Annotated in this window: 13 protein-coding genes; 11 read left to right on the forward strand and 2 right to left on the reverse strand. The window is 74.1% G+C overall.

The window, feature by feature from the left end:
* Positions 1 to 70: 70 nt before the first annotated feature.
* Positions 71 to 574, reverse strand: coding sequence for an inorganic diphosphatase (locus ACIGNX_RS17265; RefSeq protein WP_378082753.1), 504 nt, complete (start codon positions 572 to 574; stop codon positions 71 to 73).
* A 381-nt stretch (positions 575 to 955) separates the two neighbouring features.
* Between ACIGNX_RS17265 and dacB the strand changes: the two genes are divergently transcribed.
* From dacB to hpt, 4 genes are all read left to right on the forward strand, one after another.
* Positions 956 to 2,305, forward strand: coding sequence for a D-alanyl-D-alanine carboxypeptidase/D-alanyl-D-alanine-endopeptidase (dacB, locus tag ACIGNX_RS17270; RefSeq protein ID WP_396541014.1), 1,350 nt, complete (start codon positions 956 to 958; stop codon positions 2,303 to 2,305).
* A gap of 135 nt (positions 2,306 to 2,440) precedes the next feature.
* Positions 2,441 to 3,454 (forward strand): zinc-dependent metalloprotease, encoded by a 1,014-nt coding sequence (locus tag ACIGNX_RS17275; RefSeq protein WP_396541016.1) that lies wholly within the window; start codon positions 2,441 to 2,443, stop codon positions 3,452 to 3,454.
* Positions 3,451 to 4,371, forward strand: coding sequence for a tRNA lysidine(34) synthetase TilS (gene tilS / locus ACIGNX_RS17280; RefSeq protein ID WP_396541018.1), 921 nt, complete (start codon positions 3,451 to 3,453; stop codon positions 4,369 to 4,371). The genes ACIGNX_RS17275 and tilS overlap by 4 nt, the downstream gene beginning before the upstream one ends.
* Before the next feature lie 17 nt (positions 4,372 to 4,388).
* Positions 4,389 to 4,940 carry a hypoxanthine phosphoribosyltransferase gene (hpt, locus tag ACIGNX_RS17285; protein ID WP_396541073.1) on the forward strand — a complete coding sequence of 184 codons (552 nt, stop codon included), beginning with the start codon at positions 4,389 to 4,391 and terminating at the stop codon, positions 4,938 to 4,940.
* A 52-nt stretch (positions 4,941 to 4,992) separates the two neighbouring features.
* On the opposite strand, the gene ACIGNX_RS17290 is transcribed toward hpt, so the two are convergent.
* The gene (locus ACIGNX_RS17290) at positions 4,993 to 6,693 is read right to left on the reverse strand and encodes a substrate-binding domain-containing protein (RefSeq protein WP_396541020.1); all 1,701 of its coding nucleotides are present in this window, start codon (positions 6,691 to 6,693) and stop codon (positions 4,993 to 4,995) included.
* A gap of 419 nt (positions 6,694 to 7,112) precedes the next feature.
* Between ACIGNX_RS17290 and ftsH the strand changes: the two genes are divergently transcribed.
* From ftsH to ACIGNX_RS17325, 7 genes are all read left to right on the forward strand, one after another.
* Positions 7,113 to 9,380, forward strand: a complete 2,268-nt coding sequence (gene ftsH, locus ACIGNX_RS17295) for an ATP-dependent zinc metalloprotease FtsH (RefSeq protein WP_396541022.1) — start codon at positions 7,113 to 7,115, stop codon at positions 9,378 to 9,380.
* Positions 9,381 to 9,397: 17 nt separating this feature from the next.
* Entirely contained in the window at positions 9,398 to 10,021 is a 624-nt protein-coding gene (gene folE, locus ACIGNX_RS17300) for a GTP cyclohydrolase I FolE (protein WP_396541075.1), read from the forward strand.
* Between the two features lie 29 nt (positions 10,022 to 10,050).
* Positions 10,051 to 10,836 carry a dihydropteroate synthase gene (folP, locus tag ACIGNX_RS17305; protein WP_396541077.1) on the forward strand — a complete coding sequence of 262 codons (786 nt, stop codon included), beginning with the start codon at positions 10,051 to 10,053 and terminating at the stop codon, positions 10,834 to 10,836.
* Entirely contained in the window at positions 10,829 to 11,191 is a 363-nt protein-coding gene (gene folB, locus ACIGNX_RS17310; protein ID WP_396541024.1) for a dihydroneopterin aldolase, read from the forward strand. Before folP ends, folB begins: the two co-directional genes overlap by 8 nt.
* Positions 11,184 to 11,666, forward strand: a complete 483-nt coding sequence (folK, locus tag ACIGNX_RS17315) for a 2-amino-4-hydroxy-6-hydroxymethyldihydropteridine diphosphokinase (protein ID WP_396541027.1) — start codon at positions 11,184 to 11,186, stop codon at positions 11,664 to 11,666. Before folB ends, folK begins: the two co-directional genes overlap by 8 nt.
* Before the next feature lie 77 nt (positions 11,667 to 11,743).
* Positions 11,744 to 12,196 (forward strand): DUF3180 domain-containing protein, encoded by a 453-nt coding sequence (locus ACIGNX_RS17320; protein ID WP_396541029.1) that lies wholly within the window; start codon positions 11,744 to 11,746, stop codon positions 12,194 to 12,196.
* Positions 12,197 to 12,246: 50 nt separating this feature from the next.
* Positions 12,247 to 14,049 carry a DUF6779 domain-containing protein gene (locus tag ACIGNX_RS17325; protein ID WP_396541031.1) on the forward strand — a complete coding sequence of 601 codons (1,803 nt, stop codon included), beginning with the start codon at positions 12,247 to 12,249 and terminating at the stop codon, positions 14,047 to 14,049.
* Positions 14,050 to 14,140 lie beyond the last annotated feature (91 nt).

Below are 14,140 nucleotides of genomic sequence, written 5' to 3' on the forward strand. Positions count from 1 at the left end.
CTGAACGCGACCCGCCTGAACGCAAGAGGCCCGCTCCCCGTCGGGGGGCGGGCCTCTTCGCGCGAGTCGGTCAGTGCTCTTCGCCGCGCGCCACGGCGTCCTTCAGCCGCTGGTACGAGCGGACGATCTCGGCCTCGGCCTCGGTGCGGCCCACCCAGGTCGCGCCCTCGACGCTCTTGCCCGGCTCCAGGTCCTTGTAGACCTCGAAGAAGTGCTGGATCTCCAGCCGGTAGAACTCGTTGAGGTGGTGGATGTCGCGCAGGTGCTCGGAGCGCGGGTCCTCCGCCGGGACGCAGAGCAGCTTGTCGTCGCCGCCCTTCTCGTCGGTCATGCGGAACATGCCGATCGCGCGGGCCCGGATCAGGCAGCCGGGGAACGTCGGTTCCTGCACGAGCACGAGCGCGTCGAGCGGGTCGCCGTCCTCGCCGAGCGTGTCGTCGACGAACCCGTAGTCCGCCGGGTACTGAGTGGCCGTGAACAGGGTCCGGTCGAGCCGGATGCGCCCCGTCTTGTGGTCCATCTCGTACTTGTTGCGGACCCCCTTGGGGATCTCGATGGTGACGTCGAACTCCACTGCGCGGTCCTCGCTCGTCTTCGCCGTTCGTTACGCCACTAGTGTGGACTACGACGTCTCGTCAACCCTTTGCCGAGGGTGTGACGTTGCCCGTACTCGACCGCGGAGGACTGCGTGCCCGACGAGCCATCGTGGCCGACCGTTGACGGCGACGAGGTCGACCGCGAGCCGCCGACGGTGCAGGTCAGGCGGCCTGACCCGCCCACCACGCGCTTCCGGGCGCCCACGCCCGCCACCCCGCCGCGGGTGCCGCCGGAGCCCGCCGCGGAGGCTTCCGGGCCGCCGCCGAAAGAGATCAAGTCGGAACCTGGACCGGTCCCTGAACCGATCACGGAACGTGAAGATCCTTCGCCGCCGACCCGGCGGCGCAAGCGGCCGCTCGTGCTCGCCGCCGCGCTCCTCCTGGTGGTCGCGCTCGCGGCGGCGGCCGTGGTCGGCACGCGCCGGGGCTGGTTCGACACCACGCCCGCCGCGACGACCGCCGCACCCGCGCCGCCCGCGCCCGTGACGCTGTCCATGAAGGGCGTCGGCGCGGACGGCAAGGCGCCCACGGCCGCCGGCGTGCGGGCGGTGCTGTCCGGTCCGGCGGCGAACGGGCTGCTGGCGCCGTTGGCGGGCCTGGTGGTCGACCCGGTGACCGGCAGCGCGCTGTGGAACCAGGGCGAGACGGCACCGCAGACGCCCGCGTCCACGATCAAGGTCCTGACCGCGGCGGCGGCGCTGTTGGCCCTCGACCACACCGCGCAGTTCTCGACCAAGGTCGTGCGCGGCTCGCAGCCGGGGTCGGTGGTGCTGGTGGGCGGCGGCGACCCGACGCTGTCCTCCCTGCCCGCCGGCCGGACGACCGTGTACCCCGGCGCGGCGACGGTGGACGACCTCGCCGCGCAGGTGCGGGCCAAGGCCGGCCAGGTGACGCAGGTGCAGTACGACGTGTCCCGGTACGCGGGGCCGGGCACGGCGCCCGGCTGGGACCCCAGCGACGTGCCCAACGGGTACGTCTCGCCGATCGAGCCCGTGATGCTGGACGGCGGGCGGGGCGACCCGACCAAGTACGACACCCCGCGCACGGCGACGCCCGCCGAGGCGGCCGCGCGGGCGCTGGCGCAGCGGTTGGGCGTGCCGGCGGTGGCGGCGGGCACGGCGGCGGCGGGCGCGGAGGTGCTCGGCGAGGTGAAGTCCGCGCCGGTGGACCAGCTCGTCGAGAACCTGATGCAGATCTCCGACAACGTGCTGGCCGAGACGATGGCCCGGGAGGTGGCCAAGGCGCGCGGGCTGGAGCCGTCGTTCACCGGCGCGGCGCAGGCGGTGCGGGACGTGCTGACCGAGAACGGGTTCGACCTGTCGACGTCCACGGCGGTCGACGGCAGCGGGCTGTCGCCGAACGACAAGGTGCCCGCGAAGCTGCTGGCGGACGTGCTCGTGGCGGCGGCCAAGCCGGACGCGTCGGACGCGAAGACGGCCAAGCTGCGGCCGTTGCTGACGGCCCTGCCGGTGGCGGGCGGCAGCGGCACGCTGGCCACCCGGTACGACCAGTGGGGCGCGGGCGGGCGCGGCTGGGTGCGGGCCAAGACGGGCACGCTGACCGCCGTGAACACGCTCGCGGGCGTCGTGGTGGACGCCGACGGGCGGCTGCTGGTGTTCACGTTCATGTCGGCGAGCCCGCAGAACAACGCCGAGGTGCGGGGAGCGCTGGACGAGATGGCCGCCGCCCTGCGCGGCTGCGGCTGCTGACCGGTCCCGAACGCGGAACCCGGGGGTCCCGAACGTTCGACACACGCGTGTGTCGAACCCCCGGCGCCCGTGTGTCGAACCTCGGCGACCCCCGAGTTCTACGTTCGGGCGGCTCGCGCAGGTAGCGTCAGGAGGGTGAACCCGGCGACGCAGGACCGCAGTGCCCCGGTCGATTGGGCCCTGGCCGTCACCACGGCGACCAGGCTCCTCCGCCCCGGCCCGATCGTGCCCAGAGCCGAGGCCGACGTGGCCGTGCACCGGCTGCGCGAACTCGCCGTGGACGCCGAGGTGCACGTCCGCGAGCTGACCGGCCTCGGCCGCGACCTGCCGCTGCGGCCCGGCGAGGTCGTCGACCGCCCCGGTTGGGTGCGGGCCGCCGTGCAGGGCCTCGCCGCCCTCACCGACGGCGCGCTGCCCAAGCAGTCCGGCGCGTTCGGCGGCGTCCTCGCGGGCACGGCGGGCGTCCAGGCGGGCGTGGTCATCGCGTTCCTCAGCGGCCGGGTGCTCGGCCAGTACGACCCGTTCTCCGAGGGCGGCAGGCTGCTGCTCGTCGCGCCCAACATCGTCGGCGCGCAGCGGGCCCTCGACGTCTCCGGCGAGGACTTCAGCATGTGGGTCTGCCTGCACGAGGGCACCCACCGGCTCCAGTTCACCGCCGTGCCGTGGCTCGCCGACCACTTCTCGGGCCTGGTCGCGGACCTGCTGGGCAGCATGGACGAGGGCTCCGCGCCCCGCCTGCGCGACCTGCCGAAGCGGCTGCGCGAGGCGGGCGGCCTGATCGAGCTGCTCCAGAGCCCCGGCCAGCGCGAGGTGCTCGACCGGCTCATCGCGTTGTCGACCCTGCTGGAGGGCCACGCCGACCACGTGATGGACGCGGTCGGCCCGGACGTGGTGCCGTCGGTCCGCACGATCCGCGAGCGCTTCACCGTCCGCCGCCAGGGCGGCGGCCTGCTGGACCGCGTGCTGCGCACCCTCCTGGGCGTCGAGGCGAAGGTCCGCCAGTACGCCGAGGGCGCGGCGTTCACCGGGCAGGTGGTCGACGCGGTCGGCATGGACCGCTTCAACACCGTCTGGACGAGCCCCGACACCCTCCCGACCCGCGCGGAGATCGCCGACCCGGCGGGCTGGCTGCGTCGCGTCCAACCGTGACCGCGCCGAACGGGCCGCTCGCCGAGGTGCGGACCGCCGTCAAGCGCTTCCTGGCCGAGCACCGGCCGGAGCGCGTGGTCGTGGCCGTCAGCGGCGGAGCCGACTCGCTCGCCCTGGCCGCCGTCACGGCCCGGCTCGCCGAGGCCTCCGCCGTCGTCGTGGACCACGGCCTGCAACCCGGCTCCGCCGAGGTCGCCGAGCGGGCCGCGGCCACGTGCCGGGAACTGGGGCTGGCCGCCGAGGTCCGCCGGGTGGAGGTCACCGGATCGGGTGGACCTGAGGCCGCCGCCCGCCGGGCCAGGTACGCGGCGCTGCGCCCGGACCGGGGCCTGGTGCTGCTCGGCCACACCCGCGACGACCAGGCGGAGACCGTGCTGCTGGGCCTGGGCCGGGGTTCGGGGCCGCGCAGCATCGCCGGGATGCGCCCGCACGACCCGCCGTGGGGCCGCCCGCTGCTGCGGGTGCCCCGCGCGGTGACCAGGGCCGCGTGCGCCGAGCTGGGCCTGACCCCGTGGGACGACCCGCACAACGGGGACCCCCGCTACACCAGGGTCCGCCTGCGCCACGAGGTGCTGCCGCTGCTGGAGGACGTGCTCCAAGGCGGGGTGGCGGACGCGCTCGCCCGCACCGCCGCGCAGCTGCGCGAGGACAACGACGCGCTCGACGAGCTGGCCGAGGCGTTCGCCGGCGACCGCCGCTCGGTGGCCGACGTCGAGCGCCTGCCGACCGCGCTGCGCCGCCGCGTGCTGCGCCGGTGGCTGCTGGAGGAGAACGTGCCCGAGTTGTCCGACTCGCACCTGCGCCGGGTGGACGCGCTGGTGAGCGAGTGGCGCGGCCAGGGCGGCGTGTGGCTGCCGGGCGGCTTTGTGGCTCGGCGCGCTCATGGCAGGCTGCGAGTGGAACCAGTGCAGTCATGACAAAAGGGGAACCGTCCGTGTACGACGGCGACATCAGTTCCGTGCTCATCAGCGAGCAGGAGATCCGCGAGAAGGTCTCCGAGCTGGCCAACAAGGTCGCGGCTGACTACCCGGCCGACGGCGGGAACGACCTGGTGCTGATCACCGTGCTCAAGGGCGCGGTGATGTTCATGACCGACCTGGCCAGGGCGTTGCCGGTGCCCGTGCAGCTGGAGTTCATGGCGGTGAGCTCCTACGGCTCGTCCACCTCGTCCTCGGGCGTGGTGCGCATCCTCAAGGACCTCGACCGGGACATCGCGGACCGCGACGTGATCATCGTCGAGGACATCATCGACTCCGGCCTCACGCTGTCGTGGCTGCTCAAGAACCTCGCCTCGCGCAAGCCGCGGTCGCTGGAGGTGTGCACGCTGCTGCGCAAGCCGGACGCGGTGAAGGTCGAGGTGCCGGTGAAGTACGTCGGGTTCGAGATCCCGAACGAGTTCGTGGTCGGCTACGGCCTGGACTACGCCGAGCGCTACCGCGACCTGCCCTACATCGGCACGCTGGACCCGAAGGTCTACTCGGGCTGACGACGGGGACGGGCACGGGGGCGGACCCGACCGGGCACCGCCCCCGCACCGCTCAGCAGTTGGGCCGGCAGCGCCGCTGGGAGATGCCGTCCAGCAGCACGCCGCGGATGTCCTCGGGCTCCATCGCCTGGTACGCCTTGCCGCCGGTGGCGTCGGCGATCTGCCGCAGCGCGTCCATGTCCGCGTCCGCGCCGAGGCCCACCATGATCATCGGCACCGGCCGGGCCGGGTCCACCTCCCGCTTGAGGGTGGCCACCAGCGCGGGCAGGTCGATGCTGGAGATGTCGTCGTTGCTGCCGTCGGTGATCAGCGTGACGGAATTGATCTTCGACGGGTCGTACGTCCGCTGCACGTGCCGGAACGCGGCCAGCGCCGTCTCGTTCAGCGCCGTGCCGCCGCCGACCAGGCCGGGCAGGCTCCCCGCGCCCTTCTGCAGCTGCACCCGCCGCGGCGCGCCGTTGATCGGCTCGCCCAGCGGGCCCACCGGCACCAGCTCGATCCAGTCGTTCGGCGGCTTCTTGTCCGTCGAGAACGCCCACAGGCCGATCTCCGAGGTGTCGGGCAGCATGCCCAACGCGGTCAGCGCCGCCTCCCGGGCCGCCTCGACCCGGGTCTGGCCGTTGCTCATCTTCTCGGCCATCGAGCCGGACACGTCCAGCACCGCGAGCAGCCGGGTGTCCAAGCTCACCGCGCCCCACGTGCGCAGCAGCTCCGCCACCTGGTCGGGGTCCGGCGTCTTCAGCACGGTCACGTCGTCGCCCCGCACGCCGTCCCGCTCGTTGGTCCACCCGCCGGGCGCCCTGCCGTCGGGCGCGCGGAACCCGGCCTCGGCGAACCGCTGCGCGGTGCGGGCGGTGCGCAGCGCCTGCTCGAAGCCCGCGGCGGCCTGCGCCGTGCCCGCCTGCTCGGTCGACCGGATCACCCGCACCAGGGGGTAGTCGAACGCGACCGTGCCCTCCTTCGGGTAGGAGGCGACGGCCCGCCGCGACCCGGCCGCCCGGTTGGCCGCCAGCACGGCCTGCTCGGAGGCCGTGAACACCGGCGCGTCCTCCGCGCCCTGCACCACCTTGCCGAACGCGTCGCGCACGGACGGCAGCGCATTGCGGCCGACCCGCAGCAGCGCGCCGATCAGCTCCGGCTTGGGCGTGCCGTCGGGGTTGCCGAGCTGCGCCCGGATCACCGCCAGCGTGGCCAGGCCCTCGGTGGACGCGGTCGGGTCGCTCAACGTCACCGGCACCTTCGGGTCGACGACCCGCGCCCAGCTCACGGGCGAGATCGGCCAGCCGAGCGCGCTCATGGACCCCTCGGAACCCGCGATGACCAGCGGTGAGCCGGCCAGCGGGTCGAGGACCTCCAGCCGCGGCGGCTCGACGCCCTCCTCACCGGTCTGCCGCTGCGCCTGGGCCGCCCACATGGACGAGTCCGGCACCCACAGCGCGGGCGGGTTGATCTGGGCGGTCGGCAGCTCGTCGGCCACGTCGGCCGCACCGCGCGCCTCGACCTGCACCTGCACGCACCTGCCGTCCACCACCGGCTGGGTGGCCTGGTAGTCGTCGGCGGCGCCGCGCACGACCCCCTCGACCGCCGGGGTCACCGCGACCTTGAGCGGCAGGGTCCCCCGGCACTCGGGACCGCCGGTGGCCCGCAGCGCCACCACGGTGACGCCCGCGGCGGCGAGGACGCCGACGAGCGCGCCGACGGGCAGGAGGGCGCGGCGCAGGCGGCGACGGCCGGCGGGGTGGCGAGCTGACATGCTTCGTACCTTCAGTCGGTGTCACCCTTTCGGGTGTGTGAGGAACACTCGGTAGTTGCCGAGGATGACACGACCCCTTCACCTGGCAAACTCCCGTGGTACAGATCACGTGGGTGACCCTCGAATGGTGGCTACCTGGTAGTAACAGGTGACCCCATGTAGGTGTTACGGGCTCGATCCCGGACCGGTTCATGATCGAGTCCTTCGACCGGCTGAACCTTCTCGACCTGGGACGCGTGTTCGCGGTCACCACGGGGAACCCCGGGACCGGTTCGCCCGTTGGTCCGGCAGGAAGCGACAGGGCCCGCACGCGGAGCGCTTCGCCCGAGCCATGGGCGGTAGTCTGGTCGGACGGGTGTGCCCGTCTGCGCCCGTCGACAAGTCAGGGAGGGTCGAGGCCGCCCGCCGGCCGTAAGTGCATGGACCGCAAGCGCCTGCTTCGCAACCCGCTGCTGTGGATCGTGGCGGTGTTGCTGCTCTTTTACGCCTTCAACGTGCTCTTCGACGACAACCGGGGCTACACCCCGATCAAGACGTCCCAGGCACTGCAACAGATCAGGGACGGCCAGGTCAAAGAAGCCACGATCGAGGACAAGGAGCAGCTCCTCAAGCTCACCCTCAACGACGGGGTGACCGTCGAGGGCAGCAACCGCGTGCGCGCGCAGTACCCGGCGAGCGCGACGGACGAGGTCTTCACCATCCTCGACCAGGCGGGCAACAAACCGGTCGTCGAGACCAAGGTCACGCAGGACTCGTTCCTGATGCAGATGCTGCTGTACCTGGTCCCGCTGGGCCTGCTGCTGCTCCTGCTGATGTGGATGATGAACAACGCCCAGGGCGGGGGCAACCGCGTCCTGAACTTCGGCAAGTCCAAGGCCAAGCAGTTGTCCAAGGACATGCCGAAGACGACGTTCGCCGACGTCGCGGGCGCGGAAGAGGCCGTCGAAGAGCTGTACGAGATCAAGGACTTCCTGCAGAACCCGGGCCGCTACCAGGCCCTGGGCGCGAAGATTCCCAAGGGCGTGCTGCTGTACGGCCCGCCCGGAACCGGCAAGACGCTGCTCGCGCGCGCCGTGGCCGGCGAGGCGGGCGTGCCGTTCTACTCGATCTCCGGCTCCGACTTCGTGGAGATGTTCGTCGGCGTCGGCGCCTCGCGCGTGCGCGACCTGTTCGAGCAGGCCAAGCAGAACGCGCCCTGCATCATCTTCGTCGACGAGATCGACGCGGTCGGCCGCCACCGCGGCGCGGGCCTCGGCGGCGGGCACGACGAGCGCGAGCAGACGCTGAACCAGCTGCTGGTCGAGATGGACGGCTTCGACTCGCGCGGCGGGATCATCCTGATCGCGGCGACGAACCGGCCCGACATCCTCGACCCGGCGCTGCTGCGCCCCGGCCGGTTCGACCGGCAGATCCCGGTGTCCGCGCCGGACCTGAAGGGGCGCAAGCAGATCCTGCGCGTGCACGCCAAGGGCAAGCCGTTGGCCCCCGACACGGACCTGGACGGCCTGGCCAAGCGCACCGTCGGCTTCTCCGGCGCCGACCTGGCCAACGTGATCAACGAGGCCGCCCTGCTCACCGCCCGCCAGAACGGCACGGTCATCACGACCGGCGCGCTGGAGGAGTCGGTGGACCGCGTGATCGGCGGCCCGGCCCGCAAGAGCCGGATCATCTCCGAGAAGGAGAAGAAGATCACCGCCTACCACGAGGCCGGGCACGCCCTGGCCGCGTGGGCCATGCCGGACATCGACCCGGTCTACAAGGTCACGATCCTCGCCCGCGGCCGGACGGGTGGCCACACCCTCTCCGTGCCCGAGGAGGACAAGGACCTGATGACCAGGTCGGAGATGATCGCCCGGCTGGTGTTCGCGCTGGGTGGCCGCTCCGCCGAGGAGCTGGTCTTCCACGAGCCCACCACGGGCGCGTCCAACGACATCGAGCAGGCGACCAAGATCGCCCGCGCGATGGTCACCGAGTACGGCATGTCCGCCCGGCTCGGCGCGGTCAAGTACGGCCAGGAGCAGGGCGAGCCGTTCCTCGGCCGCACGGCGGGCCGGCAGGCCGACTACTCGCTCGAGGTCGCGCACGAGATCGACGAGGAAGTCCGCGAGCTGATCGAGGCCGCGCACACCGAGGCGTACGAGGTGCTCAACACCTACCGCGACGTGCTCGACGCGCTCACGCTGGAGCTGATCGAGAAGGAGACGCTGCACCAGAAGGACCTGGAGCGGATCTTCGCCAAGGTCGAGAAGCGCCCGCGGATCACGAAGTTCAACGACTTCGGCCACCGCACCCCGTCGGACAAGCCGCCGGTCAAGACCCCGGCGGAGCTGGCCAAGGAGCGCGGCGAGCCGTGGCCGCCCGCGATCGAGGACACCCTCGACGCGGAACCGCCCGTGCCGAACCCGACGCCCGCGCCGCCGAACGGCAGCAACGGCGTGCACCACCCGCAGGCCCAGCCCTACCCGCAGCAGCAGCCCTACCCGCAGGCGTACCCGCAGCAGCAGCAGCCCTACCCGCCGCAGCCGCAGCACCCGTCCGCCGGCCCGCCGAACTACGGCGCGCCTCCCGGGTGGACGCCGGCGACGGTGCCCGGCGGCGCCCCGCAGCCACCGCAGTGGCAGCCGGAGCCGACGGACGCGGAAGCGGGGAAGCGGTCCTTCGACACGGACCCGGACAACCGCACGTGACCGAGCACGGCACCGCGATCGACCAGACCGGCCCCTCCGTGAACGGGGGGGCCGGTCTCGCGCGCCGGCCCTTCGACCAGAAGCGGGCCGAGGAGGCGGTGCGCGAGCTGCTGCTCGCGTGCGGCGAGGACCCGGAGCGCGAGGGGCTGCGGGACACCCCGGCCCGGGTGGCGCGGGCGTACCGGGAGCTGTTCGCCGGGCTGCACACCGACCCGGACGGCGTGCTGGCCCGGACGTTCGACGAGAGCCACGAGGAGCTGGTGCTCGTCACCGACATCCCGATGTTCTCGTTCTGCGAGCACCACCTGCTGCCGTTCCACGGCGTGGCGCACGTCGGGTACATCCCGAACGAGCACGGCCGGGTCACCGGGCTGTCGAAGCTGGCCAGGCTGGTCGACCTGTACGCCAAGCGGCCGCAGGTGCAGGAGCGGCTCACGTCGCAGGTCGCGGACGCCCTGGTGCGGCGGCTGGAGCCGCGCGGCGTGATCGTCGTGGTCGAGGCGGAGCACCTGTGCATGGCCATGCGGGGCGTGCGCAAGCCCGGCTCGCGGACCACGACGTCGGCGGTGCGCGGGCTGCTGCGCACCTCGGCGTCGACGCGCGCCGAGGCGATCGAACTGATCAGGGGACGTACCCGGTGAGCGTGCCCAGGCCCGCGCACTGCGTGGTGATGGGGGTGCTCAACGTCACGCCGGACTCGTTCTCCGACGGCGGGCGGTACCTCGACGTGGACGACGCCGTGGCGCACGGCGTGGCCATGTTCCGGCGCGGCGCGGACCTGGTGGACGTCGGCGGCGAGTCGACGCGGCCCGGCGCGGACCGGGTGCCGGCGTCGGTGGAGGCCGCGCGCGTCACGCCCGTGGTCGAGGCGCTGGTCGCGGAGGGCGTGCCGGTCAGCGTGGACACCACGCGGGCCGAGGTGGCGGGCGCGGCGCTGGAGGCGGGCGCGTCGCTGGTGAACGACGTGTCCGGCGGCTTGGCGGACCCGGCGATGGCCCCGCTCGTGGCGTCCGCGGGCGTGCCGTACGTGCTCATGCACTGGCGCGGGCACAGCAGCGGCATGGACCGGCTGGCCGTGTACGACGACGTGGTGCGCGAGGTGCGCGAGGAGCTGTGCCGCCAGGTCGACGCGGCCCTGGCCGCCGGCGTGGCCGCCGAGGACGTCATCCTCGACCCCGGGCTGGGGTTCGCCAAGGACGCCGACCACAACTGGCAGCTCCTGCACGGGCTGGGCTCGCTGCTGGAGCTGGGCTTCCCGGTCCTGGTCGGCGCGTCGCGCAAGCGGTTCCTCGGCGCGCTGCTCGGCGGTCGCGCCCCCGACGGGCGGGAGGACGCGACCGCGGCGGTGTCGGCGCTGGCGGCGTTCCTCGGCGCGTGGGGCGTGCGGGTGCACGACGTGGACCGGTCGTTGGACGCGGTCGCGGTGGCCGGGGCGTGGAGGCGTGGCGGTGGCTGACCGGATCTCGCTGCGGGGACTGCGGGTGCGCGGGTTCCACGGCGTGTTCGAGCACGAGAAGCGCGACGGCCAGGACTTCCTGGTCGACATCACCGCGTGGCTGGACCTGTCCCGGGCGGCGGCCACCGACGACCTGCGCGAAACCCTGCACTACGGCGAGCTGGCCGAGCGCGCGGCGGCGATCGTGGCGGGCGGGCCGTACGACCTGATCGAGACGGTGGCGGGCAAGGTGGCCGACGAGGTGATGACCGACCTGCGGGTGCGGGCCACCGAGGTGACGGTGCACAAGCCGGGCGCGCCGATCCCGCTGTCGTTCGAGGACGTCTCGGTGACGATCCGGCGCACCCGTGACTAGGGCGGTGCTGTCGCTCGGCTCGAACCTGGGCGACCGGCTGGCGCACCTGCGGCTCGCGGTCGCCGGGTTCGCCGACGTGCTGGTGGCCGCGTCCCCGGTGTACGAGACCGCGCCGTGGGGCGTCACGGACCAGGGCGACTTCCTCAACGCCGTGCTGATCGTCTCCGGCGACGTGGACGAGTGGGGCTGGCTGCGCCGCGGGCAGGCGCTGGAGCGGGCCGCGGGGCGGGTCCGGGAACGGCGCTGGGGCCCGCGCACGCTGGACGTCGACGTGGTCACGGTGGACGGCGTGCGGTCGACGGCCCCGGAGCTGCTGCTGCCGCACCCCGGCACGCACGAGCGCGCGTCCGTGCTGGTGCCGTGGCTGGACGTGGAGCCGGACGCGGTCGTGCCGGTGCACGGCCGGGCGCGCGACCTGCTCGCCGGGCTGGACGTCGGCGGGGTCACCCGCCGGGACGACCTCCGCCTGACCTGAGCGGCGCCGCGGGCGTGGCCGCCGCTGTTCGGCGGGCGGTGGACCGCGCCGGTCGAGCGGTCGGGGACCATGGTGGGGTGAGGTTCACCAAGCCCCGTGACCTGCTCGCCGCCGGACTCGTCGCCGGCCTGCTCGCGCACCTGCTGCTCCGGCTCTCCTACGACACGCTGCCGCCGCTGCCGACGTTCGCCGGGTTCACCCTGCTGGTGATCGCGGTCGTCAACCTGTGGCTGGCGTTCTCGCTGCGCGCCCGCATCCTGCGCAAGCCGGGCGCGCGACCCGTCGAGCCGCTGACCGCGGCGCGGGCGGTCGCGTTCGCCAAGGCGTCGTCGCTGCTGGGCGCGATCATGCTCGGCGCGTGGGCCGGGGTGCTGGTCTACGTGCTGCCGGCGCGGGACGAGTTCGACGCGGCGGCCCACGACGTGGTCAGCGGGATCGTCGGCGCGGTGTGCTCGGTCGCGCTGATCGGGGCCGCGCTGTGGCTGGAGCGGTGCTGCCGCACGCCCGACGACCCGCACCTCGACCAGTAGATGCGGACACCTTGGTCTCAATCGGGTAACTGACCGGTACGGTAGACGCCATGACCGGGCGAGGCGCGTCGGACGATGACGAGCAGCAGGACCGCGGTCGTGGCCCCGGGCGAGTGCTGCTGGTAGCGGCGCTGACGCTCGCGCTGGGCGCCGCGGCCGTGCTGGTGCTGAGCGACAACGCCCGCTGGCTGCGGCTGGCCGTGGTCGCCGCGCTGTGGGCGGCCCTGGTCGGCGCGTTCCTCGCCGCGCGCTACCGCAAGCAGGTCGTCGAGCGCGAGGACGAGGTGGCCGACCTGCAGTCGGTCTACGAGCTGGAGCTGGAGCGCGAGATCGCCGCGCGCCGCGAGTACGAGCTGGAGGTCGAGGCCGAGACGCGCAAGCGCGTGCGCGAGGAGGCCAAGGACGACCTGGAGGCGCTGCGCGGCGAGCTGCGCGCCCTGCGGGAGAACCTGGAGGCCCTGCTCGGCGGCGAGGTGCTGGTCGAGCGGGTGGCGTTGCGCGCCGAGTCGACCCGGATGCGCGCCCTGTCCGACCAGTCGCGGTTGATGGCGGTGGGCGACAAGCGCGTGATCAGCGCGGCGCCGGCGACGCCGAAGGCCGCGGAGAAGCCGCAGGCCGAGCGGGTGGAGCGGACGGAGCTGATCGAGCGGGTCGCCGTCGACACCTCCCGGAAGGACCAGGTGCGGCGTCCCGAACCGACGCGCCCCGAGCCCGCGCGGCGCGAGCAGGCGCAGCCGGTGCGGCGTGAGGCGGCCCGGCCGACGGCGCAGGCCCGCCCGACGCCGCCGGTGGTGGTGCGGCGGGAGCCGGACCCGACCGAGCGGGTGGGCCGGGACGCGGCCGCGCGGTTGTCGGCCGGTCGGCCCGCCGAGCCGTCGAAGACCGAGCACACCGTGCAGCGGCGCAGCCGGGTGGCCGAGCGCACCGAGATGATCAGCCGGGAGGCGGTGGCGGACGGTCCCGCGCGGCGGCCGGCCGAGCCGCGGGCGGAGTCCGGTCCGGGTTCGGGCGAGCGCCCGGCGGCCGCGGACCCCCGCCGGCCCTCGGCGGCACGGGCGGAGCTGACCGGCGAGCACCGGCCGGTGGAGCCGCGCCGGCGCCCCGAGCCGACGGGTGAGCACCGCCCCGTGGAGGCCCGCCCGGTGGAGGTCCGGTCCGTGGAGGTCCGGCCCGTGGAGGCCCGCCGCCCCGCACCCCGTGCCGACTCGGCCGACCGCACGGAGGTCCGCCGGACCTCGGCGCGCGTCGACCTGCCCGGTGACCGCCCGGCGGAGCCGCGGCGACCGGCCGACCCGACGGCCGAGCACCGTCCCGTCGAGCACCGTTCCGCGGAGCACCGCCCTGGCGAGGCACGCCGCCGTGCCGAGTCGACGGGTGAGCACCAGCCGGTGGAGGTCCGCCGCCCCGCGGGCCGTGACCTGACCGGCGAGCACCGACCGGTCGGCGAGCCCGCCCGGCGGGGCGCCCCCCGCGTCGACCCGGTGGCCGGGCCCGACGCCGTCCGGCGGACGGTCGCGCGGCCCGGGACCGGCGAGCCCGCCCCGGCGGCGGAACCCGCCCGGCGGACCGGTCAGCGCCCGGTGGCCGAACCGTCGATCGCGGGCCGCTCGGCGGACTCCGCGTCGGCGTCCGTGACGCCCGAGGGCCGCCGGGCCGCCGCCGACGCGGGCGGCAGGCGTCGGGTCGACGACGGTTGGGACTCCTGGGAGGACGAGCGGCCCGCCGGTCGGCGCGGCGCGCCCGAGCCTGCGGAGCCCGCGGGCGCGCACGCCGACGGCAAGTCGGTCAGCGAGCTGCTGGCCGCGTTCGGCGGGGGCGACTCGCCGCGCCGCCGTCGCCGCCGCGAGGACTAGCTGTACTGCCCTGGGAGGTTGTGGACGTCCCACGCGACACGTAGTCGGATGATGTTGGAATGAGGGAGGGCCTCCGGGTTCGGTGTGGATT

Source organism: Actinosynnema sp. NPDC053489, from assembly GCF_044544865.1.
Taxonomy (GTDB): domain Bacteria; phylum Actinomycetota; class Actinomycetes; order Mycobacteriales; family Pseudonocardiaceae; genus Actinosynnema.

What these genes read in the sequence shown, in the direction of transcription:
- ACIGNX_RS17290 (WP_396541020.1), bottom strand. Translation starts at nt 6,693, where the DNA reads ATGTCAGCTCGCCACCCCGCCGGCCGTCGCCGCCTGCGCCGCGCCCTC.
- ftsH (WP_396541022.1), top strand. Translation starts at nt 7,113, where the DNA reads ATGGACCGCAAGCGCCTGCTTCGCAACCCGCTGCTGTGGATCGTGGCG.
- folP (WP_396541077.1), top strand. Translation starts at nt 10,051, where the DNA reads ATGGGGGTGCTCAACGTCACGCCGGACTCGTTCTCCGACGGCGGGCGG.
- ACIGNX_RS17325 (WP_396541031.1), top strand. Translation starts at nt 12,247, where the DNA reads ATGACCGGGCGAGGCGCGTCGGACGATGACGAGCAGCAGGACCGCGGT.